Source organism: Gallaecimonas sp. GXIMD4217 (assembly GCF_038087665.1).
GTDB lineage: Bacteria > Pseudomonadota > Gammaproteobacteria > Enterobacterales > Gallaecimonadaceae > Gallaecimonas.
Genome location: NZ_CP149925.1, coordinates 2,855,396 through 2,878,046, shown reverse-complemented (window position 1 = coordinate 2,878,046; position 22,651 = coordinate 2,855,396). Strand labels below are relative to the sequence as shown.

Below are 22,651 nucleotides of genomic sequence, written 5' to 3'. Positions count from 1 at the left end.
CCCCGTTTTTTATTCTATACAGATCCTATTACCGGGCGATGACGGGATCATTTCATGGCGAGGATCGCACTGTTGCTGGCGCTGCTGTCCCATGGCAGCTGGGCACTGGACTGGCAACAGCAGGACGGGCGCCTCTATGCCGACCCCCTGGCCCTGCGCCAGAGCGTGCTGGCGGAGCGCCGACTCAGCCTGCCCCTGCCCGAGCGGACCCTGGCGCTGCGCCTGGAGCCGGTGGCGCTGATGGCACCGGCCCTGGCGGCCCGCTACCCGGATATCCATAGCTTCAGGATTTTTGAAGGGCTACGGCCGGCGGGGCGGCTGACCCTCACCAAACAGGGCCTGAGCGCCCTGGTGATGGACGGTCGCCACCACTGGTATCTGCAAAGCCAGCCGGACGGCAGCCTTTCCTGGCGCCAGCAGCGGCCACAAGAGGGCTGGCAGGAGCAGCTGCGTCGCCCCAAGACGGCCGCCCCCAGGCGCCAGGCCCGCCAGGACAGTGCCGTCCGCCAGTACCGGCTGGCGGTGGCGGCCAGCAGCAGCTACACCGCCTTCCACGGCGGCAGCAAGGCCGACGCCCTGGCCGCCATTGTCACCACCCTCAACAACCTCAGCGCCATCTTCGAACGGGATCTGGGGATCCGCTTCCAGCTGGTGGCGGACAACGACCAGCTGATCTTCACCGATCCGGCCAGCGACCCCTTCAACGACGACAACGACGACATCGATGTGGTCACGGCCGTCATCAACGACCGTATCGGCGCCGACAACTATGATCTTGGCCATGTCTTCAACACCGGCTCCGGGGGCATCGCCTCGGTGGGTGTGACCTGCTCCGGCTTCAAGGCCGAGGGGGTCAGCGGCAGCAGCAACCCGGTCGGCCGCTTCTATGATATCGACGTGGTGGCCCACGAATTCGGCCACCAGTTTGCCGCCGAGCACAGCTTCAACGGCCAGGCCGGTGCCTGCGCCGGTAACAGGGTGGCGGACAGTGCCTTTGAGCCCGGCTCCGGCTCCACCATCATGTCCTATGCCGGCATCTGCGCCGAGCAGAACCTGCAGGGCTTCTCCGACACCTATTTCCACAGCCATTCCATAGCGCAGATCCGCGCCTTCCAGGCCGGCCTGGGCTGTGGTCAGGTCATGGTCACCGGCAATGCCGCCCCTAGCCTGTCGGTGCCGGCGGCGGCGGTGATCCCCGCCCAGACCCCCTTTGCCCTCAGCGGCAGCGGCTCGGACGATAACGGCGACAGCCTCGACTTCAACTGGGAGCAGATCGACCTGGGCGCCGTTTCCAACGGCGTGGCGGAGATGGTGGACGACGGCACCCGGCCGCTGTTCCGCTCCCTGGTGCCAAACGCCAGTGCCGAGCGGGAGCTGCCAATGCGGCAGAGCCTGTTGACGGGGCAAGCGGCATTGGGGGAGGTGTTGCCCAGCACCGACCGGGTGCTGCACTTCCGGCTCGTCGCCCGGGACGGCCGGGGTGGGGTCAGTACCGGGGAAACCAGCCTGCAGGTGGTCGCCTCGGCCGGGCCCGTGGCCTTCATGGCGCCGGCCAGCGGCAATGTCTGGGTGGCCGGGCGCAGCTTCACCACCAGCTGGCAAACGGCCGGCAGCCAGCTCAGCCCCATTTCCTGCAGCCAGGTGGCCCTGGACTTGTCCACCGACAACGGCCAGTTCTTCGCACCACTGCTGGCCAGCACCGCCAACGACGGCAGCGAGGAGGTGATGCTGCCGGCGGGCAGTGCCAGCCAGGCCAGGCTGCGGCTGCGCTGCCTGCAGCAGCCCTTCTTCGCCATCTCGGACGCCTTTGCCATCACCACCAGCGTCGACCCCGAGGTGCCGGTGATCACCGGCCAGCAGCAGCTCGCCATCGCCGAGGACCAGCCCCTGTCGCTGGCGGTCACGCAGCTGTTCATCTCGGACAGCGACACCCCCTTCCCGGACGGCTTCAGCCTGGAGGCCTTCGATGGGAACAATTATGGCCTGTCCGGCTTGCGGCTCACCCCGGACCGGGATTTCAACGGTACCCTGCAGGTGCCGGTGCGGGTCTTCGACGGCAGCCACCTGTCCAACCTCTTCCAGTTGCGCGTCCAGGTGACCCCGGTCAACGACGCCCCCCTGGCCGTCGATGACAGCGCCAGCGTCCAGGCCGGCCAGCAGCTGCGCATCGAGCCCCTGGTCAACGACAGCGACGTGGACGGCGACGCCCTGACCCTGGTCTCCTTCGACTACCAGGGCAGCGGCCAGCTCAGCCAGGACGGCAATGCGCTGCTGTACAGCCCGGCCTCCGGCTTCAGCGGCAATGAATTCATCGATTACCAGATCAGCGACGGCGAGCTGAGCGCCGCTGCCCGCATCAGCCTCAGCGTGGTGGCGCCACCGGCCCAGGCCCAGTCAGGTGGCGGCGGTGGCGGTGCCCTGGGCTGGCTTTGGCTGCTGGCCCTTGGTAACTTAGGGAGACGCACCCGAAGGAGTCATGCTGAATGCGCCTGCTACTTGCCCTGTTGTTGCCCTGGCTGCAATTCTTCACCATAGGCCGGCCCCTTTCCGGCATCATTTGCCTGATCCTGCAGATCACCCTGATCGGCTGGATCCCGGCCGCCATCTGGTCCGTCTACGCCCTCAGCCAGTACAAGACCGACCAAAAGATCCGCGATGCCATGCAGAACAGGTAAAAAAGACGGGCATTGAACAAAAAATACCCGTATAATGCGCGCCCTTTTGAGCCAAACAGGGCCCGTACCATGTCCCAAGCTTTTTCTGATCTTTCTTTGTCCGCATCCCTGATGCGGGCCCTGGCCGATCTGGGTTTCGAAACTCCGTCTCCTATTCAGTCCGCCTGTATCCCCCATCTGCTGGACGGCCGTGACGTGCTGGGCATCGCCCAGACCGGTACCGGCAAGACCGCGGCCTTCGCACTGCCGCTGCTGAACAACATCGACCTGGAGCGTCGCGAGCCCCAGCTGCTGATCCTGGCCCCGACCCGGGAGCTGGCCATCCAGGTCGCCAAGGCCTGTGAAGACTTCGGTCGTCACATGCCGGGCCTGAACGTCGCCACCATCTACGGCGGCTCCCCCTTCGGCCCCCAGCGCGGTGAACTGCGCCGTGGCGCCCAGGTGGTGGTGGGTACCCCCGGCCGCATGCTGGACCACATCCGTCGCGAGACCCTGATGTTGGAAAACATCCAGGCCGTGGTTCTGGATGAAGCCGACGAAATGCTGCGCATGGGCTTTATCGAAGACGTCGAGACCATCCTGGCCGAGACCCCGGAAAGCCGCCAGACCGCGCTCTTCTCCGCCACCCTGCCGCCGGTGATCCGCCGCCTGGTGGAGCGTTTCCTCAAGAACCACGAGGAAGTGCGCATCAAGGCCCAGACCCAGACCGTGGAGCGCATCGCCCAGCTGGGCCTGATGACCTTCGAAGAACACAAGCCGGCCGTGCTGGCCAGGGTGCTGGAGGCCGAGGACTTCGACGCCGCCATCATCTTTGCCCGTACCAAGGAATCCACCCTGGTACTGTCCGAGCGCCTCAACCGCCTGGGCATCCGCAGTGCCGCCCTGAACGGCGACCTGGGCCAGAAGGACCGCGAGCAGGCCGTGGAAGCCCTGCGTGCCGGCAAGCTGGACGTGGTGGTGGCCACCGACGTGGCCGCCCGTGGCCTGGACGTGGAGCGCATCGGCCTGGTCGTCAACTACGACATCCCCCGCGAGCCCGAGGCCTATGTGCACCGCATCGGCCGTACCGGCCGTGCCGGTCGTGAAGGCCGCGCCATAGTGCTGTTCACCCCCCGTGAGCGTCACCTGCTGGGCCGCATCGAGCGCGTCACCCGCCAGAAGGTGGAGATCGTCGAGCTGCCGTCCCGTGAGGCCCTCTACGAGAAGCGCCTGGCCAAGCTGCGCGACCGCCTGGAAGCCAAGGCCGTGGCCATCGACGAAGAGCAGCAGGCCCTGGCCAGCCGCCTGCAGGCCGAGCTGAGCCTGTCCCCAGAGGCCCTGGCCGCCGCCCTGCTGGCCCTGCAGGCCGACTTCCAGCCCCTGGAAGTGGACGCCGATCCCAAGATGCCGAACCCCAACCAGCGCCGCGAAGAGCGTGGTCCCCGCCAGGGCCGTGACCGCTTCGAGCGCAACGGTGACCGTCGCGGCCAGCGCTTCGAGCGCGGCGGCGAGCGTGGTGAGCGTCGCTTCGAGCGGGACGGCGACCGTCGTCCCCGCAAGCCCCGTGACGGCGACGTGCCCATGGAATCCTACCGCCTGGAGGTGGGCCGCAACCATGGCGCCACCCCGCGCCATATCGTCGGTGCCATCGCCAACGAGGCCAACCTGGATTCCCGCCACATCGGCCAGATCCGCATCAACGACGATCACAGCACCGTAATGCTGCCCAAGGACATGCCCAAGCAGATCGAGCACAAGTTCCAGAAGGTGTTCATCTGCCAGCGGCCCATGAAGCTGCGCCGCCAGGACGCCGCCTGATAAAAAAAGCCCGCCAATCGGCGGGCTTTTTTGTGGCCGCTATTCCAGGCCATGGCGAGCCATCTCCTTCAAGAGTCGTTGACCTGTTTCAAGGTCTCAGGCCTCATTCCAGGCCGTAGCGCTCCATCTTCTTCAGCAGTCCCTGCCGGCTCAGGCCCAGCTGGCGGGCGGCCTGGCTGCGGTTGCCGCCGCTCTCGGCCAGGGCCTGGCCGATAAGGCGGATCTCCAGGGTCCGTACCTGTTCATCCAGGGTCTGGCCGGCAGGCGCCTCGGCCTCGTCCGGGTGCAGCAGTCGGATGTCGGCCAGGGTGATCTGATCGCCCTGGGCGATGGCGGCCACGCTCTCCAGGGTATTCTTCAGCTCCCGCACATTGCCGGGCCAGCTGCGGCCCAGGAACCACTGCCTGGCCTCCGGGGACAGCCGCAGGGCCCGGCCGTGGCGCTGGCGCCAGTCGTCCAGCAGCCGCCCGCACAGCAGCGGCAGATCCTCCCGGCGCCTGTCCAGGGCCGGGGTATCCAGGCTGATGCCCTTGATGCGGTAGTAGAGATCCTCCCGGAAGCTGCCGTCCCGGACCCTGGCCGGCAGCTCGGCATTGGTGGCCGAGATCAGCCGCACGTCGATGCGGACCTGCTCGCGGCCGCCCACCGGGTAGAAGGTGCCTTCCTGCAGCACCCTCAGCAGCTTGACCTGCATGCCCAGGGGCATGTCGCCTATCTCGTCCAGAAACAGGGTGCCGCCGTCGGCCATGGCCAGCAGCCCGGGCCTGTCCCGGTCGGCGCCGGTGAAGGCGCCCTTCTTGTGGCCGAACAGCTCGCTCTCCAGCAGCTCAGCCGGGATGGCGCCGCAGTGCACCGACACGAAAGGTCCCTGGGCTCGGCGCGACAGCCGGTGCAGGGCCCGGCTGACCATCTCCTTGCCGGTGCCCGAGGGACCGCTGATCAGCACCGGCACTTCCGTGGGGGCGATGCGGCGCACCAGGGCCTTGAGGGTCTCCATGGCCGGCGAGCGGCCGACCAGCTCGTGCAGATCGCCCTCATCCTGACGCAGCCTGGCCAGCTCCCTGGACAGCTGGCGCTTGACCAGGGCGCGCCTGAGCACCACCGCCAGCATGTCCGGATCCACCGGCTTGGACAGGAAGTCCCAGGCCCCCAGCTTGATGGCCTCCAGGGCCAGCTTGCGCTCGCCGTGGCCGGACAGGATCACCACAGGCCTGTCGCCGAAACGGGGCAGGGCGGCCAGGGTCTGGTGGGGCGAAAAGGCCGGCGGCAGCGCCAGATCCAGCAGCACCAGATCGGCATCGAAGTCCTCCAGCCGGGCCAGGGCCTGGTCCAGATCCCCGGCCGTGGCCACCTCGTAGCCGTCCTTCTGCAGCCATTGGCCACACAGCTCGCAGAAGGCGTTCTCGTCGTCCACCAGCAGGATGCGTTGGCTCATGAATGTACCTCCAGGGGAAAGCGGATCTCGAAACTGACCGGCCAGCCCAGATCGGTGCGCAGCCGTGCGCTGCCGCCGTGGCCGGCCATGATGCGGCCCACTATGGCCAGGCCCAGGCCGGAGCCGCCTGGCCTCTTGCTGACGAAGGGCTGGAACAGCCGGTCGCGGATCGCCGCCGCCACCGCCGGGCCGTCGTTGTGGACCCGGATCCAGGTGGCAGCATCGTCCCGGCCCGCCTCCAGCAGGATCTGTTCCCTGGCGAAGGCGCGGGCGTTGCTCAGCAGGTTGTCCAGCACCTGGGTGACCCGGAAGGGATCGGCCCGAAGTTCGAGCCCGTCCGGCACCGCCAGGGTGACGCCGTCCAACGCCAGGCCGCGGATCAGGCCGGCCAGCCTGAGCGGCTGGACAGCCAGGTTGAGCTCGCCGCCGTAGACCAGCATGTCCTTGATCAGCAGGTCGGCGCGCTGGATCTGCTGCTGGATATGGCCGCGGACGGTCTGGTCGCAGCCGGCGGCGGCCATGGCAATGATGTTGAGGGGGTTGCGCAACTCATGGGCCATGGCCGCCGACAATGCGCCCAGCTCCACCAGATGCTGCTGGGCCAGGCGCTGCTTCTCCTGCTCGGCCAGGGCCAGGCTCTGGGCCAGGTTGGTGCAGGCCGAGGCCAGCAGGGAGGCGAACACCTCGGCGGCCAGGCGCTGGCCCGGGGTGCTGTCCTGCCAGTGCTGCAGATCCACCTGCCACTGGCCGTCCAGCTGCCGGCACAGCAGTTGCGGGGTGTCGCCGCCCTGGTCCGTGAGGCCCACCTGCACCTGGTGGCCCAGCTGGGCGCCCAGCAACCGGCCGGCCCTGGCCATCAGCTCGTCCCAGCCGGCGGCCCGGGCCAGCTGGCGCTGCCAGTCCCTGAGCCGTTCCTCCTGGAGTTCGCCACCGGGGAAGATCAGCCGCCTGGCCAGGGTGCTGATCCTGGGCCAGAGCCAGGCGCCGGCGCCAAGGATCAGCAGGCCGTAGAGCAGCAGCTGCCAGGCCGGTACCTGGGCCAGGCCGCCCAGGCCCAGCAGGCCGGCCAGGGGGCCCAGAGCGGCGATCAGCAGCCCCAGGGCCAGCAGCATCACCAGCCACTGCACCCCCTTCATGGCCCAGCGGTTCACCTCCAGCAGCCGGTAGCGCATCACCGCAAACACCAGCAGCAGCACATAGCTGGGCAGCAGCAGCATGGACCAGGGGAAGGCCCGGATACCCAGGGAGGGAAAGATAAAGCTGGAGGCCAGCAGCAGGCCCCAGGCGCCGACCCCGAACATGGCGATGATGGAGCGGCGCCTGTTGCCGCTGTGCCGCCACAGGCCCCACAGCAGCACCAGGTGCGCCAGCACACCCACCGCCATGGTCCAGGCCAGGTTGAGCCAGCCCAGGGCGTTAAGGTGAATAAAGTGCTCGAAGGGCGGCCAGGGCGCCAGTGTGGCGCCATCGGCCAGGCTGACCAGTATGGCCAAGCCGGCGGCGCCGTAGCACCAGGCCATGCGCCTTTGCAGCCAGGCCAGCCAGGGCGGAGGCTCGGCCGTGGCCACGAAGCGGCAGGCGAAATCCAGGAAAGCGGTGGGCATCAGCGGGTTGGCCAGCAGCAGCACCAGGGCCGGGGCCGGCCAGAAGGGGCCGAGCAGGTGGCCCAGGCACCAGGCGGCCATGGCCAGGGCGAAGCCGGCCAGGGCCTTGAGCTCGCCCTGGCCACCGCTGCGGCTGAGCAGCCAGAGGCCGGCGCCCGTGGCGCTGAGGCTGGTGACGGCCATGGCCAGCTCGAAGGCCAGCACCAGGCTATGATTTGTAAACATGGTTTACGGCTCGGCTCCGAAAATTGTCAACAGCGTTGACAGTTGCTGGCCAGCTTAAGGCCGGAACTTGACGCAAATCAAGGCCTGGCGCTGTTGGCACGGCCCTTGCCACTTAAGTTGGCATAAACCGCTGTAGCAAGGAGTACCGCATGTCGTTTTCAACCCTGATGGCCGACGCCCTGATCCTGATGTCGATCCTGGCCCTGGCGGCCGCCCCGAGCCTGCTGGGCTATTGGCGTTCAAGGAGCAACTGAGATGTGGGATGTCGCCCTGCTCTCCAGGCTGCAGATGAGCCTGACGTTGAGCTTTCATATCCTCTTCCCGACCCTGACCATAGGCCTGGCCCTGGCCATCGCCATCTGGGAGGGGCTCTGGCTCAAGACCCGTAACCCCCGTTACCTGCAACTGGCCAAGTTCTGGATCAAGCCCTTCGCCATCACCTTCGGCATGGGGGTGGTGTCCGGCATAGTGCTGTCCTACGAGTTCGGCACCAACTTCTCCCGCTTTTCCGAGCTGGCCGGGCCCGTGGTGGGGCCGCTGATGACCTACGAGGTGCTGACCGCCTTCTTCCTGGAGGCGGGCTTCCTGGGCATCATGCTGTTCGGCTGGCAGCGGGTGGGTGAAAGGCTGCATTTCGCCGCCACCGTCATAGTGGCCGTCGGCACCGTCATCTCCGCCTTCTGGATCCTGGCCGCCAACTCCTGGATGCAGACCCCGGCCGGCCATGCCTTGGAGGAAGGGCGGCTGGTGGTGACCAGCTGGTGGCAGGTGATCTTCAACCCCAGCTTTCCCTACCGCCTGGCCCATATGCTGCTGGCGTCATTTTTGACCACCAGCTTCGTCATCGCCGGGGTCAGCGCCTGGTACCTGCTGCAGGGCCGGGAGCAGGCCTTCGCCCGGCAGGGGCTGTCCATGGCCCTGGCTGCGGCCCTGGTGCTGGCGCCGCTGCAGGCCCTGGTGGGCGACCTCCACGGCCTCAACGTCAAGGAGCACCAGCCCATCAAGGTGGCCGCCATGGAGGGGATCTGGCCCGCCCGCGAGCAAGGGGCGGATCTGCTGCTGTTCGCCTGGCCGGACATGGCCGGCGAGCGCAACCGCTTCGAGGTCGCCATTCCCAAGGGCGCCGCCTGGATCCTCACCCACAGCGCCGACGGCGAGCTGCAGGGCCTGAAGTCGGTGCCGCCCGAGGACAGGCCGCCGGTGCCTGTGGTGTTCTTCTCCTTCCGCATCATGGTGGGCCTGGGGCTGCTGATGATCCTGGCCGCCCTCTGGGGCAACTGGCTGCGCCGGGGCGACCGCTTCTGGCGCCACAGAGGCCTGCTGCGCTTGCTGACCTGGCTGACCCCGGCCGGCTTCGTCGCCACCCTGGCCGGCTGGTACGTGGTGGAGGTGGGCCGCCAGCCCTGGGTGGTGCAGGGCCTCATCCGCACCAAGGACGTGGCCAGCCAGGTGCCGCCGGAGCGGGTGGCCCTGTCCCTGGCGCTGTTCCTGTTGGTGTACGGGGTCTTGTTCCTGGCCTACCTGCATTTCTTTCGCAAGCTCATCCGCAAGGGGCCGCCGCGCATGGACAAGCTGGAAAAACACCTGGTGGGCATGCAGGCCCCCGGCTATGCCCTGGCCTGGGTCCGTCAACTGAAAGAGGAGGGGCACTGATGGAACTGCTGTATTTCCTGCTGCTGGGCTTCGGCATCCTGATGTACGTGCTGCTGGACGGCTTCGATCTCGGCATCGGCATGCTGTTCCCCTGGTTCGAGGACCACCAGGACAGGGGCAAGATGATGCGGGCCGTGGCCCATGTCTGGGACGGCAACGAGACCTGGTTGGTGTTCGGCGGGGTGATCCTGTTAGGCGCCTTCCCGGCCGCCTATGGCCGGCTGCTGGAGGCCCTCTACCTGCCGATCATGCTGATGTTGCTGGCGCTGGTGTTCCGCGGCGTGGCCTTCGAATACCGCTTCAAGGCCAAGACCTCCAGGCGCTGGTGGGATCTGGCCTTTGGCCTGGGCTCGTCCCTGGCCGCCTTCTGCCAGGGCCTGATCCTGGGCACCCTGGTGGAAAGCGGCGCCGAGCGGCTGCTGACCCCCTTCAGCGTCTTCACCGCCTTCGCGGTCATGGCCGGCTACGGCCTGCTGGGCGCCACCTACCTCAACCTCAAGACCAGCGGCGCTTTGCAGGCCAAGGCCAGGGCCCTGGCCGGCACCCTGCTGGTGGCGGTGATGCTGGCCATGGCCGCGGTCAGCCTGTGGAACTTCGCCCTGGTGGACGGGGTGCGCGAACGCTGGCTGGCTTACCTGCCCTGGCTGTGGCCGATCCCGCTGCTGGCCCTGGCGGTGGCCCTGTGGCTGTGGCGCAGTCTCCAGGCCGGCGCCGAGCAGCGCCCCTTCTGGCTGGCCATGGCGCTGTTCGTGCTCGGCTTCCTGGGCCTGGTGGTGGGGTTGTTCCCGGAGCTGATCCCGGGTCGGCTGAACATTTACCAGGCCGCCGCGCCCAGGGCCAGCCTGGCCTTCATGCTGCCCGGCATCGCCATCTTCCTGCCGCTGATCCTCGGCTATACGCTCTGGGGCTACCGCATCTTCAAGGGCAAGGTGGAGCACTACGAGGAGGGCTACTGATGAGGCGTGCGCTCTGGTTCCTCGGCCTCTACCTGGCCGGCCTGGCGGCCCTGGCGCTGCTGGCCGGGGCCTTCAGGCTGCTGATCAATGCCATCTAAAAAATTGATTTTTGGCCGTTTTACCACCGACCTTGGGCGGTGCTAGATTGAATGGGAGGTCCGCAAACCCATAGGGAGTTCATGTGGCACAGGCAAACGTCCAAGACAGCTTTTCGGCCGCCGATACCCTCAAGGTCAACGGCAAGTCCTACCGCTACTACCGTCTGGCCGCCCTGGCTGGCCAGGGCGAGGTGGCCCGGCTGCCTTACTGCCTCAAGGTGCTGCTGGAGAACCTGCTGCGCCACGAGGATGGCGACACCGTTACCCGGGACGACATCCTGGCGCTGCTGGACTGGGCCAGGGACAGGCGCTCCGACAAGGAGATCCAGTTCCGCCCGGCCCGGGTGCTGATGCAGGACTTCACCGGGGTGCCGGCGGTGGTGGATCTGGCCGCCATGCGCGCCGCCATGGCCGGGGCCGGCGGCGATCCCGAGCGCATCAACCCGCTGTCGCCGGTGGATCTGGTCATAGACCACTCGGTGATGGTGGACAGCTTCGCCAGCCCGGCGGCCTTTGCCGACAATGTCGAGAAGGAGATGGCCCGCAACCATGAGCGCTACCAGTTCCTGCGCTGGGGCCAGCAGGCCTTCGACAACTTCAGGGTGGTGCCGCCGGGTACCGGCATCTGCCACCAGGTCAACCTGGAGTACCTGGCCAAGGGGGTCTGGCACGGCCACGGCGTGGCCTACCCGGACACCCTGGTGGGCACAGACTCCCACACCACCATGATCAACGGCCTGGGGGTGTTGGGCTGGGGCGTGGGCGGCATAGAGGCCGAGGCGGCCATGCTGGGCCAGCCCATCTCCATGCTGATCCCCGAGGTGGTGGGCTTCCGGCTCACCGGCCGGCTGCGGGAAGGGGTCACCGCCACCGATCTGGTGCTGACCGTCACCCAGATGCTGCGCAGCCACGGGGTGGTGGGCAAGTTCGTTGAATTCTTCGGTCCTGGCCTTGCCGATCTGCCGCTGGCGGACAGGGCCACCATCGCCAACATGGCGCCGGAGTACGGCGCCACCTGCGGCTTCTTCCCCATCGACCAGGAAAGCCTCGACTACATGGCCATGACCGGCCGGGAGCCCGATACCCTGGCCCTGACCCGCGCCTACTGCCAGGCCCAGGGCCTGTGGCGGGACGATCAGGCGCCGGAGCCCCTCTATACCGAAACCCTGGCGCTGGATCTGGATCTGGTGGTGCCCAGCCTGGCCGGGCCCAAGCGGCCCCAGGACAGGGTGCCGCTGCCCGAGCTGAAGTCGGCCATAGAGGAGCTGCTGGCCCTGGCCGGCGACGACCCGGACAAGGAGGTGCCGGCGGACGGCTTCAAGCTCAGGCAGGGGGACGTGGTCATCGCCGCCATCACCTCCTGCACCAACACCTCCAACCCTTCGGTGATGATGGCGGCCGGCCTGCTGGCCAAGAACGCCGTGGACAGGGGCCTGGGCCGCCGGCCCTGGGTCAAGTCGTCGCTGGCGCCGGGCTCCAAGGTGGTCACCGACTACCTGGCCGCGGCCGGCCTGCAGTCCTACCTGGACAAGCTGGGCTTCAACCTGGTCGGCTACGGCTGCACCACCTGCATCGGCAATTCCGGGCCGCTGCCGGAGCCCGTGGCCAAGGCCGTCGACGAGGGCGGTCTGACGGTCAGCTCGGTGCTGTCCGGCAACCGCAACTTCGAGGGCCGGGTCCATCCCCAGGTCAAGGCCAACTGGCTGGCCTCGCCGCCGCTGGTGGTGGCCTATGCCCTGGCTGGCACCACCCGTATCGACCTCAGTAGCGAGCCGTTGGGCACCGGCCTGGACGGCAAGCCCGTCTATCTGAAGGAGATCTGGCCCTCCAGCCAGGATATCGCCGCCGCCGTGGCCCAGGTCAGCGACCGCATGTTCCAGAAGGAATACGCCGCCGTCTTCGATGGCGACGACAATTGGAACGCCATCGCCGTCACCCCGGGCCAGACCTACCAGTGGACGGCGGATTCCACCTATGTGCAGCACCCGCCCTTCTTCGAGGGCATCGACAGGCCGGCCGAGGTCCTTGAGGACATCAAGGGCGCCCATATCCTGGCCCTGTTCGGCGACAGCATCACCACCGACCATATCTCCCCGGCCGGGGCCATCAAGGCCGACAGCCCGGCCGGCCGCTACCTGCAGGAGCACGGCGTGGCCCCCAGGGATTTCAACTCCTACGGCTCCCGGCGCGGCAACCACGAGGTGATGATGCGCGGCACCTTCGCCAACATCCGCATCAAGAACCAGATGCTGGCCGGCGTGGAGGGGGGCTTCACCCGCCATGTGCCCAGCGGTGAGCAGCTGCCCATCTATGACGCCGCCATGCGCTACCAGGCCGAGGGCATCCCCCTGGTGGTGATCGCCGGCCAGGAATACGGCACCGGCTCCAGCCGCGACTGGGCCGCCAAGGGCACCCGGCTGCTGGGGGTGAAGGCGGTGGTGGCCGAGAGCTTCGAGCGCATCCACAGATCCAACCTGGTGGGCATGGGGGTGCTGCCGGTGCAGCTGCCGCCGGCGCTGAGCAAGGACAAGCTGGCCCTGACCGGCGACGAGACCGTCAGCCTGCTGGGCCTGGACCGGCTGGCCCCGGGCGCCGAGCTGGAGCTGTTGATCCAGAGGCCCGACGGCTCCGAGGAGTGCCACAAGGTGCGGGCCAGGGTGGATACCGCCACCGAGCTGGCCTACATGAACAGCGGCGGCATACTGCACCATGTGCTGCGCCAGATGCTGGCGTCCTGAAACGACGAGGAGAACATCATGAAAGGGCTGCTGGGACTGTTGATCCTGCTGGCGGACATCTACGCCATCATCAAGATAGTGCAGAGTTCGGCCAGCACCGGCGCCAAGGCGCTGTGGGTGCTGCTGGTGTTGCTCTTCCCGGTGATCGGGGTGGTCGCCTGGTTCTTCCTGGGACCGGGCCGCAAATAACGTCTTGAATTAGAAGCTGTCTGTTCTAAGCTATGGCCTGAGCCTGGGGTTCAGGCCGCCCTCTTTCATAAGGACATGAACATGCTACGTGACGTCTTCCAGTCCATGCGCGCCCGGCGCATGGTGCGCTCGCTGCCCCCCATCCTGGTGGAACGCTTTTCCGTCCAGCCCAGCTACAGCCCCGCCCAGGTGGACTGGGCCCTGAAGCAGTCCCTTGGCAAGCTGCCCGACTACCGCTACCTGGCCTATGCCCTGTTCTGCCAGCAGGGTGACTTCCTGTCGGTGACCGGCGAGTCCGATGGCACCTGGCACCATTGCCGCAAGAGCCTGGCCCGGGCGCTGTTTTCCGGCCGCCTGGACTTCACCGTGGCCGAAGTGCTGGCCATGGGCGAATCGGGTACCGAGCTGGCCACCGAGACCAATTAAACAAAGTACTTTGTTTTTTTATTGCCCCGCCTCATTATATAAACTCAATTGTTTATTTAGTGGGGCAGGATCGTGTCGCAACAAGAAGCCAAACATCACCTCTGGGTCCTGGTGACCCTGAGCCTGATCGCCACCGCCGGCATCGCCCTGCCATACCCCGTGCTGGCGCCGCTGTTCGCCGGCGAAGTCTCGCCCCTGACCCGCTTCGCCGGCCTGGATCCCAAGCTGCTGCTGGGCCTGGTGCTGGCCATCTATCCCCTGGGGGTGCTGGTCGGTTCGGCGGTACTGGGGGCCTTGTCCGATCAGTGGGGTCGGCGAACCCTGTTGCTGTGGACCCTGGCCGGGGCCCTGGCCGGCTACGGCCTGACCGCCCTGGCCATCGGCTGGGAGAGCTACCCGCTCTTTGCCCTGGGCCGGCTGCTGACCGGCTTCTGCGAGGGCAACATCGCCATCGCCCGGGCCGCCACCGCCGAGCTGCACCCCCAGATCCCCCGCCACCGGGCCTTCGCCCGCCTCAATGCCGCCGGCTACGGCGGCTGGCTGCTGGGACCGGTGATCGGCGGCCAGGCCGCCTTCCTGGGCGCCGAAGCGGTGTTCCTGATCGCCGCCCTGGCCGTGGCGCTGGCACTGGTGCTGGTGTGGTTGGTGCTGCCGCGGGACCAGGCCAGTGGCGGCAAGAAGCCCCTGCTGGCGCTGCTGCGCCAGGACAACAGCCTGGTGCTGCTCAAGGACGGGCGCATCCGCGCCTTCTTCGCCATGTACCTGCTGCTGACCCTGGGGGTCAATGCCCATTACGAGTTCACCCCCCTGTACCTGTACGAGTCCTTCGGCTTCGACGAGGCGGCCATCAGCTATGTCACCCTGGCCGAGACGGTGATGATGGTCACGGCCTCGCTGTGGCTGCTGAACCGCCTCCAGGGCCGCTTCGGCATCACCAGCGTCACCGCCGCCGGCATGCTGGCCCTGGGGCTGCTGGTGGCGATGCTGGCGCTGGCGCCGCCGCTGTGGCTGGTGCTGTTCAGCTATCCGCTCTGCGGCCTGGCCATCGCCTGCTATAACGGCGGCCTGCCGGTGTTCGCCTCCGAGGGTTTCGGCGAGGAAGGCCAGGGCAAGGTCATGGGGCTGATGGTGACCACCTTCTGCCTGGGCAATGTGCTGATGGCGCTGGCGGGGTCGGTGCTGGCGCTGTGGGGAGCGCTCTGGGCCCTGGTGGCGGGCGGCCTGCTGTGCCTGCTGGCCTGGCTGAGCTTCCTGGCCCTGGGCCAGGCCGGGCCGGTCGCGGCCACAAAAAGGGCCTGAGGCTCAGCGCCCCGGCAGCAGGAAGCGGTGGAAGGCGTCCAGGGAATCGGGGGTAAAGGCCGGGCCGGGGGAGGCCAGCACCTGATCCAGCGGCAGCCACTGCACCGCCGCCACCTCGCTGGGCTGCAGGGTCAGCGGCCCCTGGTGGCGGCACAGGTAGGCGGCGCCATGGGCCCAGTTGCCCGGGCTCCTGTGCAGGAAACGGCCCAGGGCCACAAGCTCGGCCCGGATGCCGAGCTCCTCGTACAGCTCCCGCCTGGCGCTTTCCAGGTAATCCTCGCCCCAGGCCACCACGCCGCCGGCGGCCAGATCCCGAAGGCCGGGGCAGTAGCCCTTGCTGGCGGTGCGGGTCTGCACGCACAGCTCATCCCGGTCGTTCAGCACGAAGATGAAGGTGGATCTGTGGATCTGCTCGCCGAAGGGAAAGCGCGAGCGGGCCACGGCCTCCAGGGGCCTGTCCTGCTCGTCGACCCGCACCAGCCACTCCTCAGCCATGGCGCTCATCCATCAGGCGGCGGATCAGCGGCCTGAGGATCAGCTCCATGGCCAGGCCCATCTTGCCGCCGGGCACCACCAGGGTGTGGGCCCGGGAGATGAAGCTGCCGTGGATCATCTGCAGCAGGTAGGGGTAGTCCATGTCCGGCATGTTGCGAAAACGCACCACCACGAAGGATTCGTCCAGGGAGGGGATGGCCTTGGCGGAGAAGGGATTGGAGGTGTCCACCGTCGGCACCCGCTGGAAGTTGATATGGGTGCGGCTGAACTGGGGCGTGATGTACTCGAAATAGTCGTCCATGGAACGGACGATGGACTCCCGTACCTTTTCCTTGCTGTGGCCACGGTCGGCGGTATCGCGGCTGATCTTCTGGATCCACTCCAGGTTGACGATGGGCACCATGCCGATCAGCAGATCCACGTGCCGGGAAACGTCGACCTCGCCGTCGATGACGCCGCCGTGCAGGCCCTCGTAGAAGAGCAGATCGGTGTCGGCCGCCATGGCCTGCCAGGGGGTGAAGGTGCCCGGCATCTGGTTGTGGGGCACGGCCTCGTCGAAGGTGTGCAGGTACTGGCGCCACTGGCCGGTGCCCTGGTCGCCGTACTCCCGGAAGCAGGCTTCCAGGCGCGCGAAGTCGTTGGCCTCGGGACCGAAATGGCTGATATGGCGGCCTTCCTGCTTGGCCTTGCGCACCGCCGCCTGCATTTCCTGGCGGGTGAAGCGGTGGAAGGCGTCGCCGGCCAGGAAGCTGGCCTTGATCCCTTCGGCCTGGAAAATCTGCTGGAAGATGGTGCCTGTGGTGGTGGTGCCGGCACCACTGGAGCCGGTGACGGCGATGATGGGGTGGCGTTTGGACATGGGCTTTCCTTGCTAGCTGCCGAATTCCGATTCGTCGATGAAATCCCGGGCCGGCATGATGTTCAGGCTCTCGTGCAGTTCGGACCAGACCAGCACCACCTCCTTGCTGATCAGCTGCCGGCGCACCTGCTCCACCTTCTCGGCCAGGTACAGCTCCTGTTCGCCATAGTCGGTGCCTTCGCGCAGCACATAGTGCTCGATGATGGCGGTCAGGGTATCAGCTGGGACTTGTTCGACGGGGATGATCATGGGCACACCGGGTTACGGCCATGTGACCAGTGTACCAAGAAAACCCCCGCCGCCAAGCTCAGGGCAGCAACAGCACCAGGGCCATGGCCGTCATCAGCACGGCGGTGAGGCCGTCGATCCAGCGCCAGGCGCTGGGCCTGGCCAGTACCGGTGCCAGCCGGGCGGCGCCGATGCCCAGGCCGAAGAACCACAGTACCGAGGTGGTCATGGCGCCGGCGGCGAACACCCACTTGCCCATCTCGCCCTGGGCATCGGCCAGGGTGCCCAGTACCAGGGCGGTCTCCAGGAACACCTGGGGATTGAGTAGGGTCACCGCCAGGGCCGTTGCCGCCGCCCGGCGCCAGCTCATGGCATGCAGGGCTTCGCTGCCCAGGCTGCGCCTTTGCCGCCAGCGTTTGGCCGCCTCCCAGGCCAGGTACAGCAGGTAGAGGCCACCGACCAGCTGCAGCACCCGCACCAGCACCGGCAGGCCGGTCAGCAGCGCGGCCAGGCCGGCCACCCCCAGGCCGATGAACAGCAGGTCGAAGCCGGCGCAGATGGCGGCCACCAGCAGGTGGTGCTGCCGTCTCAGGCCCTGGCTGAGCACGAAGACGTTCTGGGCGCCGATGGACATGATCAGGCCGGCCGCCGTGGCCAGGCCCTTGAGAAATACCAGTGCGAGCATGCGGATCTCCTTCGATTCGGCTGGTCACCTTAAGGGGCTTTTGATATTTAATTAATCAATAAATAAAGATGTCTCATAAGGAATGCTTATGATGGACCCCAGGCAACTGGCCGCCCTGGCGGCGGTGCTGGAGCAGGGCAGCTTCGAGCAGGGGGCGCGCCGGCTCAACGTCACCCAGGCGACCGTCTCCCAGCGCATTCGCCAGCTGGAGGAGCGCCTCGGCTGCCCCGTGGTGGTGCGCAGCCAGCCGGTCAGGGCCACCGAGGCGGGCCTCAAGCTGTATCGGCACCAGCAGCAGCTGCAGCTGCTGGAGCGGGAGCTGGCGGTGCAGTTACCGCAGCTGCAGGAGAGCGGTCGGCCCAGGCTGAAGGTGGCGGTCAACGCCGACAGCCTGGCCACCTGGTTCCTGGATGCCGTGGCCAGGGTGAAGGACGAGCTGCTGCTGGATCTGACCGTGGAGGACCAGGACGTGACCCTGAACCGCCTCAAGGCCGGCGAGGTGATGGCGGCGGTCAGTGCCTTCGGGCGCCCCGTCCAGGGCTGCCGGGTGCTGCCGTTGGGGACCATGAGCTATACGGCGGTGGCCGGTCCGGCCATGGCCGAGCGGGATTTCGCCGGGGTCGAGCCGGCCGTGGCCTTTCGCCGTGCCACCGCCCTGGTCTATGGCCGCCATGACCAGCTGGTCAGCCAGTTCCTGGCCGGCTTCGGGCTCAGGGACACGGATGTGGAAAGCCACACCATGCCGGCAGCCCAGAGCTTTATCGATGCCGCCCTGGGCGGCATCGCCTGGACCCTGGTGCCCCTGCTCCAGGCCAGGCCCTACCTGGACAGCGGCCAGTTGGTGGAGCTGAGCCCCAGGCACAGGATGAAGGTGCCGCTGTTCTGGCACCACTGGCGCCTGCCCGCCAGCCGCCTGGAGCGGCTGACGGCGGCGGTGCTGCAATCTGCACAACTGCTTGGCAAATGACCTGAAGTCAATTGTCTGGATGACATGGTCGGGCCTGTTCGCCTCAGGCAGCCTCAAGGCACTCCCTCTCCCGTCATGGAACGATAACGGAGAATGCAATGAGGAAACTTCTTACCCTGGCGGCCCTCGCCGCCCTGTCCACCCCGGCCCTGGCCGCCAACGCCGACCGTGAGCTGGCCCTGGAGCTGGCCGAGCGGCTGCCGGCCTGGCAGCCCAGGGACGCCAATCCCGATTTCGCCGCCCCCCTGGGCGAGCTGGTCGCGCGGCACGGCCTGGGCAACCAGGTGGCCCGGCTGGCCGAGCGCCGGGATCTGGCCACCAGGGCCAAGCGCGGCCTGAGCCAGGAAATGGATCAGCTGCTGGAGGTGCGCCTGGCGCACCCGGCCATGGGCGCTGCCCTGGCCGAGGGCAAGGCGCCGCTGGTGGCCTATATCCCGGACGGTGACGAGAAGCAGTGGAGCGCCATCGAGGCCTTTGCCGCCGACGGCTCAAGCCACATGCTGGACGTGCACCGCCTGCCGGAGCGGCCGGTGTTCGTGGTCGGCGAGGACGGCCGCAAGGCCCACAGGGCGGGCATAAACCTGGTGCGCCGCAGCCTCAAGGAGGCCGGCTACCTGGCCGAAAGCCAGGCCCTGGCCAGCGTCGAGCCCCTGTCCGCCACCCTGATCAAGCAGATCAGGGTCAACGATGACCAAGAGCCCTGGCTGCTGGGCAAGGCGGAGGTCTTTGCCGTGGTGGCCGGGGTGGATCCCAGCCGTGACGAGCCCCAGGTGGACGTGGTGGACATGCCCTACCTGGACCATGACGGCAGCAACTACTACCCGAACCAGATCCTGGTGTACTGGGACCGCTACCGCTGGGGCGCCGCCGACGTGGTCTTCTTCGAGCAGGACGCCAACTACAACTACCAGGAGCTGGTGAGCCTGCTGCTGGAGGTGCTGGGCCAGGCCCTGGCGGTGGGCGGCGTGCCCGAGGCGCTGCCCTTTATCGGTCTGGGCCAGAAGATCGTCGAGGCCATGCCCGGCAACTGGTTCACCAATGACGACGACTACCTGGATTCCTTCTACACCCTGGAGCAGAACCAGCTCTACCGGGATTACCCGGGCGCCTCCGGCAATGTCTGGCTGACCCTGGAGCCCAAGACCATAGAGCCGAGCCAGTAAAAGTTACCCACCACCGGCTGTAACCAACAGCAAGCCCTTGCCGACCCTAATGGGTCGGCCTTTTTGTTTGAGGGGAGTGGTTCGGGCGCCGGGGGGCCGCCGCTTTTCCTACCTGTGCTCGGCCAGAAAGGCCGGGATCCGTTCCTCCAGCCAGTAGCGGGGCCGCCAGGCACTGCCGCTGACAAAGCCCACATGGCCGCCCTGGCGGCTCAGCTCCATGTGCACCGCGGCGCTGACCTCGTTGTCCCGGGGCACGGCCGTCGGGCAGATAAAGGGGTCATCCAGGGCGTGCAGCACCAGGGTCGGTACCCGGATGTCCTTCAGCAGCGGCTTGGATGAGGCCCTTTGGTAATAGTCGTGCACGTCCCTGAAGCCGTGCAGGGGGGCGGTGAAGGCGTCGTCGAAGCGGTAGAAATCGGCAAACAGCGTCTTGTCGCTCAGATCCGGCAGCTGCCTGGCCAGGGCCGGATCCCGGGCCTTGCGGCCCAGGCTTTCCTTGAGGCTGGCCAGCAGGTGGCGCTGGTAGAAGCGGGACAGGCCCTGGCGGATGCGCCTGGCACAGGCGCTCAGCTCCAGGGGCGCCGACACCGCCACGGCGGCGCTCAGCGGCGAGCCACCGCCGTCCTCGCCCAACCATTTCAGCAGCACGTTGCCGCCCAGGGAGTAGCCCACCGCCATCAGCGGCTGGCCGGGGAACTTACGCCTCAGCCAGCCGGCCAGGAAGCGGGGATCGGCGCTGTCGCCGCTGTGGTAGGCCCTGGGCAGCAGGTTGGGCAGGCCGCCGCAGCCGCGAAAATGCATCACCAGGGGCTGGAAGCCGGCCGTCATCAGTGCCTGCAGCTGGCCCTGGATATAGGGGGAGTCCACCGAGCCCTCCAGGCCGTGCAGCAGCAGCACTATGGGCCTGAGCGGATCCGCCTGTGGCCACTGGGGGTAGCAGAGCTGCAGCTGGTCGCCGTCCGGCAGCGCCAGCAGCCGTTTGTGGACAGGGATCCAGGGCCTGGGCCTGTGGTAGCGGGGGAACACGGTCTGGGCGTGACAGTTGCCCAGGCCCAGGGCGGGGCGGAAGTGGCTTTCGGTGATCACGGCATCTTGGCTCCGGGGCTTTGCCACAGCCTACCACAGCCGCCCCTGGGCCGGACTATGCTGGGGGCAGGAGGATTGCCCATGCGCCTTTTGTTTGCCCTTTGCCTGCTGTGCCTGAGCGCCCAGGCCGAGACCCTGAAGACCGACCTGACCAGCCTGGAGGTCGAGACCCTGGCCGAGCGGCTGGAACACCCCTGGGCCCTGGCCTTCCTGCCCGGCGGCGAGCTGCTGATCAGCGAACGGCCGGGGCGGCTGCGGCGCCTGTCCGGCGGCAAGCTGGGGCCGCCCATCCGCGGCCTGCCGGAGATCAGCGCCGTCGGCCAGGGCGGCCTGCTGGATCTGCTCTTTCATGACGGCTGGCTCTACTTCAGCTACGCCGAACCGGGCAAGCTGGGCAACTCCACCGCCGTGGCCAGGGCCAGGCTGCAGGGGGACCGTCTGGTGCAGCGCCAGCTGATCTTCCGCCAGCAGCCCAAGGTGGCCAGCTCCCTGCACTTCGGCTCCCGCCTGGCAATGGCGCCCAGCGGCCATCTGTTCATCACCCTGGGCGAGCGCTTCCACCAGATGGACGATGCCCAGAGCCTCGACAACCACCACGGCAAGATAGTGCGCCTCTGGCCGGACGGCCGCATCCCCAAGGACAACCCCTTCGTGGGCAGGGAAGGGGCCCTGGCCGGGATCTGGTCCTATGGCCACCGCAACAGCCAGGGGGCGGCCATACACCCGGACACGGGCGAGCTGTGGATCCATGAACACGGCCCCCAGGGCGGCGACGAGCTGAACAGGCCACAGCCGGGCCGGAACTACGGCTGGCCGGTGATCACTTATGGCGAGCAGTACGGCGGCGGCAAGATAGGCATAGGCACCCATAAGGCCGGCATGGAGCAGCCCCTGTACCAGTGGACGCCGTCCATAGCTCCGTCCGGCATGGTGTTCTACCGCGGCGACGCCATCCCCGCCTGGCAGGGGGATCTGCTGCTGGGCTCGCTGAAGTTCGGGCTGATCACACGGCTGCGGCTGGACGGTACCCAGGTGCTGGCCGAGGAGCGCATCGCCCTGGGCGCGCGCGTCCGCGATCTGCGCCAGGGCCCGGACGGCGCCCTCTATGTGCTCACCGACCAGCGCAACGGCCGCCTGCTCAGGCTGACGGCGAAGTAGCGGTCTGGGCCAGCAGGAAGTCCAGGAAGGCCTGGTTGGCCCTGGACAGGTGGCGGTCCCGGCGCCAGGCCAGGGTCAAGTCCAGCCATACCGGCTCGGCGAAGGGGCGGGTGACCAGGCCGGGAGCGTCCCTGGTGGCCATGGCCATCAGGGTGCTGATGCCGAAGCCCTGTTGCACCAGGGTGGTGATCAGCGGGATCAGGTTGGCCTGGAAGGCCACCCTGGGCTTGGCGCCGATGCGCCTGGCCAGGCCGTCCACCACCTGGCGGTGGAAGTAGCCCTGCTGGAACAGCACCAGCTCCTCGGCGAAGAAGTCCTCCAGGCTGATGGCCTGCCGGGCCGCCAGGGGATGACCCTGGGGCAGGGTGACCAGCATCTGCTCGCGCAGGAAGGGCCGCCCCTCCAGGCCGGGGGGCAGATCGGCCTGCACCACCACCCCCAGATCCAGCTCGCCGGCCTCCAGCTGGCGGCGGATCTCGCTGGTGCCCCCTTCCACCACCGACAGCTCCAGGTGCGGATGGCGAAGGCGAAAGGCCATCAGCAGCGGCGGGAAATAGTAGGAGCCAAGCATGTTGGACAGCCCCACCCGCACCTGGCCCCGCTCCAGCTCCCGGAGTTCGGCCATGGCCTGGCGGGCGTCGTCCAGATCCCGCAGCACCTTGTCGGCATGGGCCAGCAGCACCTTGCCTTCGTCGCTGAGGCTGATGCGCCTGTCGTGGCGGTGGAACAGGGCCAGCTCCAGCTCCTGCTCCAGCCGGGCTATGGCCATGCTCAGGGCCGGCTGGGCCAGGTTCAGCTCCCTGGCCGCTTGGGTGAAGCTGAGATGGCGGGCCACGGCCTGGAAGTAACGCAGGGCCTTGCTTTCCATGGATAAGATTTGATTATCAACTTTATAAAAAAGATATATTTTTCTTA

Annotated in this window: 20 protein-coding genes; 12 read left to right on the top strand and 8 right to left on the bottom strand. The window is 67.5% G+C overall.

The window, feature by feature from the left end:
• Positions 1-54 precede the first annotated feature (54 nt).
• The 3 genes from WDB71_RS13985 (at position 55) to WDB71_RS13975 (ending at position 4,472) form a co-directional block, all read left to right on the top strand.
• Positions 55-2,535: a reprolysin-like metallopeptidase gene (locus tag WDB71_RS13985; RefSeq protein WP_341502210.1), complete on the top strand. Its 2,481-nt coding sequence runs from the start codon at positions 55-57 to the stop codon at positions 2,533-2,535.
• A complete protein-coding gene (locus tag WDB71_RS13980) occupies positions 2,484-2,675 on the top strand; it encodes a YqaE/Pmp3 family membrane protein (RefSeq protein ID WP_341502209.1) in 192 nt (63 codons plus the stop codon). Before WDB71_RS13985 ends, WDB71_RS13980 begins: the two co-directional genes overlap by 52 nt.
• Before the next feature lie 96 nt (positions 2,676-2,771).
• Positions 2,772-4,472: a DEAD/DEAH box helicase gene (locus WDB71_RS13975; protein WP_341502208.1), complete on the top strand. Its 1,701-nt coding sequence runs from the start codon at positions 2,772-2,774 to the stop codon at positions 4,470-4,472.
• A 103-nt stretch (positions 4,473-4,575) separates the two neighbouring features.
• Here WDB71_RS13975 and WDB71_RS13970 read toward each other — a convergent pair whose 3' ends face one another.
• Positions 4,576-5,907 carry a sigma-54 dependent transcriptional regulator gene (locus tag WDB71_RS13970; RefSeq protein WP_341502207.1) on the bottom strand — a complete coding sequence of 444 codons (1,332 nt, stop codon included), beginning with the start codon at positions 5,905-5,907 and terminating at the stop codon, positions 4,576-4,578.
• A complete protein-coding gene (locus WDB71_RS13965; RefSeq protein ID WP_341502206.1) occupies positions 5,904-7,736 on the bottom strand; it encodes an ATP-binding protein in 1,833 nt (610 codons plus the stop codon). Before WDB71_RS13965 ends, WDB71_RS13970 begins: the two co-directional genes overlap by 4 nt.
• A 255-nt stretch (positions 7,737-7,991) precedes the next feature.
• Between WDB71_RS13965 and WDB71_RS13960 the strand changes: the two genes are divergently transcribed.
• The 6 genes from WDB71_RS13960 to WDB71_RS13935 all read left to right on the top strand — a co-directional run bounded on the left by WDB71_RS13960 (position 7,992) and on the right by WDB71_RS13935 (position 15,095).
• Positions 7,992-9,389 carry a cytochrome ubiquinol oxidase subunit I gene (locus WDB71_RS13960; RefSeq protein ID WP_341502205.1) on the top strand — a complete coding sequence of 466 codons (1,398 nt, stop codon included), beginning with the start codon at positions 7,992-7,994 and terminating at the stop codon, positions 9,387-9,389.
• The gene (locus tag WDB71_RS13955) at positions 9,389-10,345 is read left to right on the top strand and encodes a cytochrome d ubiquinol oxidase subunit II (RefSeq protein WP_341502204.1); all 957 of its coding nucleotides are present in this window, start codon (positions 9,389-9,391) and stop codon (positions 10,343-10,345) included. The genes WDB71_RS13960 and WDB71_RS13955 overlap by 1 nt, the downstream gene beginning before the upstream one ends.
• A 181-nt stretch (positions 10,346-10,526) precedes the next feature.
• Positions 10,527-13,181, top strand: a complete 2,655-nt coding sequence (gene acnA / locus WDB71_RS13950; RefSeq protein WP_341502203.1) for an aconitate hydratase AcnA — start codon at positions 10,527-10,529, stop codon at positions 13,179-13,181.
• 18 nt (positions 13,182-13,199) lie between these two features.
• Positions 13,200-13,370, top strand: a complete 171-nt coding sequence (locus WDB71_RS13945) for a PLD nuclease N-terminal domain-containing protein (RefSeq protein ID WP_341502202.1) — start codon at positions 13,200-13,202, stop codon at positions 13,368-13,370.
• 81 nt (positions 13,371-13,451) lie between these two features.
• Positions 13,452-13,796, top strand: a complete 345-nt coding sequence (locus tag WDB71_RS13940) for a DUF6559 family protein (protein WP_341502201.1) — start codon at positions 13,452-13,454, stop codon at positions 13,794-13,796.
• 72 nt (positions 13,797-13,868) lie between these two features.
• Complete coding sequence (locus WDB71_RS13935; protein WP_341502200.1) at positions 13,869-15,095, top strand: MFS transporter; 1,227 nt, start codon at positions 13,869-13,871, stop codon at positions 15,093-15,095.
• Between the two features lie 3 nt (positions 15,096-15,098).
• On the opposite strand, the gene WDB71_RS13930 is transcribed toward WDB71_RS13935, so the two are convergent.
• The 4 genes from WDB71_RS13930 to WDB71_RS13915 are packed head-to-tail and all read right to left on the bottom strand — an operon-like array spanning position 15,099 to position 17,362.
• Positions 15,099-15,590 carry an NUDIX domain-containing protein gene (locus tag WDB71_RS13930; protein WP_341502199.1) on the bottom strand — a complete coding sequence of 164 codons (492 nt, stop codon included), beginning with the start codon at positions 15,588-15,590 and terminating at the stop codon, positions 15,099-15,101.
• Positions 15,583-16,449 (bottom strand): phosphoribulokinase, encoded by an 867-nt coding sequence (locus WDB71_RS13925; protein ID WP_341502198.1) that lies wholly within the window; start codon positions 16,447-16,449, stop codon positions 15,583-15,585. The genes WDB71_RS13930 and WDB71_RS13925 overlap by 8 nt, the downstream gene beginning before the upstream one ends.
• A gap of 12 nt (positions 16,450-16,461) precedes the next feature.
• Positions 16,462-16,698: a YheU family protein gene (locus WDB71_RS13920; protein WP_341502197.1), complete on the bottom strand. Its 237-nt coding sequence runs from the start codon at positions 16,696-16,698 to the stop codon at positions 16,462-16,464.
• Between the two features lie 58 nt (positions 16,699-16,756).
• The gene (locus tag WDB71_RS13915; RefSeq protein WP_341502196.1) at positions 16,757-17,362 is read right to left on the bottom strand and encodes a LysE family transporter; all 606 of its coding nucleotides are present in this window, start codon (positions 17,360-17,362) and stop codon (positions 16,757-16,759) included.
• 91 nt (positions 17,363-17,453) lie between these two features.
• Between WDB71_RS13915 and WDB71_RS13910 the strand changes: the two genes are divergently transcribed.
• Together WDB71_RS13910 and WDB71_RS13905 are read left to right on the top strand one after the other, a co-directional pair.
• Positions 17,454-18,329 (top strand): LysR family transcriptional regulator ArgP, encoded by an 876-nt coding sequence (locus WDB71_RS13910; RefSeq protein ID WP_341502195.1) that lies wholly within the window; start codon positions 17,454-17,456, stop codon positions 18,327-18,329.
• Positions 18,330-18,427: 98 nt separating this feature from the next.
• Positions 18,428-19,492, top strand: coding sequence for a DUF3103 family protein (locus WDB71_RS13905; protein ID WP_341502194.1), 1,065 nt, complete (start codon positions 18,428-18,430; stop codon positions 19,490-19,492).
• Positions 19,493-19,600: 108 nt separating this feature from the next.
• Here WDB71_RS13905 and WDB71_RS13900 read toward each other — a convergent pair whose 3' ends face one another.
• A complete protein-coding gene (locus WDB71_RS13900) occupies positions 19,601-20,578 on the bottom strand; it encodes a hydrolase (RefSeq protein ID WP_341502193.1) in 978 nt (325 codons plus the stop codon).
• An 81-nt stretch (positions 20,579-20,659) separates the two neighbouring features.
• Between WDB71_RS13900 and WDB71_RS13895 the strand changes: the two genes are divergently transcribed.
• Positions 20,660-21,736, top strand: coding sequence for a PQQ-dependent sugar dehydrogenase (locus WDB71_RS13895; protein ID WP_341502192.1), 1,077 nt, complete (start codon positions 20,660-20,662; stop codon positions 21,734-21,736).
• Here WDB71_RS13895 and WDB71_RS13890 read toward each other — a convergent pair.
• Entirely contained in the window at positions 21,717-22,604 is an 888-nt protein-coding gene (locus tag WDB71_RS13890) for a LysR substrate-binding domain-containing protein (RefSeq protein ID WP_341502191.1), read from the bottom strand. The two genes, WDB71_RS13895 and WDB71_RS13890, sit on opposite strands and share 20 nt — an antisense overlap.
• Positions 22,605-22,651 lie beyond the last annotated feature (47 nt).

Excerpts from the sequence above, each read along its gene's own strand:
- WDB71_RS13985 (WP_341502210.1), top strand. The coding sequence starts at position 55 with ATGGCGAGGATCGCACTGTTGCTGGCGCTGCTGTCCCATGGCAGCTGG.
- WDB71_RS13980 (WP_341502209.1), top strand. The coding sequence starts at position 2,484 with ATGCGCCTGCTACTTGCCCTGTTGTTGCCCTGGCTGCAATTCTTCACC.
- WDB71_RS13970 (WP_341502207.1), bottom strand. The coding sequence starts at position 5,907 with ATGAGCCAACGCATCCTGCTGGTGGACGACGAGAACGCCTTCTGCGAG.
- WDB71_RS13965 (WP_341502206.1), bottom strand. The coding sequence starts at position 7,736 with ATGTTTACAAATCATAGCCTGGTGCTGGCCTTCGAGCTGGCCATGGCC.
- WDB71_RS13960 (WP_341502205.1), top strand. The coding sequence starts at position 7,992 with ATGTGGGATGTCGCCCTGCTCTCCAGGCTGCAGATGAGCCTGACGTTG.
- WDB71_RS13955 (WP_341502204.1), top strand. The coding sequence starts at position 9,389 with ATGGAACTGCTGTATTTCCTGCTGCTGGGCTTCGGCATCCTGATGTAC.
- WDB71_RS13945 (WP_341502202.1), top strand. The coding sequence starts at position 13,200 with ATGAAAGGGCTGCTGGGACTGTTGATCCTGCTGGCGGACATCTACGCC.
- WDB71_RS13940 (WP_341502201.1), top strand. The coding sequence starts at position 13,452 with ATGCTACGTGACGTCTTCCAGTCCATGCGCGCCCGGCGCATGGTGCGC.
- WDB71_RS13930 (WP_341502199.1), bottom strand. The coding sequence starts at position 15,590 with ATGGCTGAGGAGTGGCTGGTGCGGGTCGACGAGCAGGACAGGCCCCTG.
- WDB71_RS13925 (WP_341502198.1), bottom strand. The coding sequence starts at position 16,449 with ATGTCCAAACGCCACCCCATCATCGCCGTCACCGGCTCCAGTGGTGCC.
- WDB71_RS13920 (WP_341502197.1), bottom strand. The coding sequence starts at position 16,698 with ATGATCATCCCCGTCGAACAAGTCCCAGCTGATACCCTGACCGCCATC.
- WDB71_RS13915 (WP_341502196.1), bottom strand. The coding sequence starts at position 17,362 with ATGCTCGCACTGGTATTTCTCAAGGGCCTGGCCACGGCGGCCGGCCTG.
- WDB71_RS13910 (WP_341502195.1), top strand. The coding sequence starts at position 17,454 with ATGGACCCCAGGCAACTGGCCGCCCTGGCGGCGGTGCTGGAGCAGGGC.
- WDB71_RS13905 (WP_341502194.1), top strand. The coding sequence starts at position 18,428 with ATGAGGAAACTTCTTACCCTGGCGGCCCTCGCCGCCCTGTCCACCCCG.
- WDB71_RS13895 (WP_341502192.1), top strand. The coding sequence starts at position 20,660 with ATGCGCCTTTTGTTTGCCCTTTGCCTGCTGTGCCTGAGCGCCCAGGCC.
- WDB71_RS13890 (WP_341502191.1), bottom strand. The coding sequence starts at position 22,604 with ATGGAAAGCAAGGCCCTGCGTTACTTCCAGGCCGTGGCCCGCCATCTC.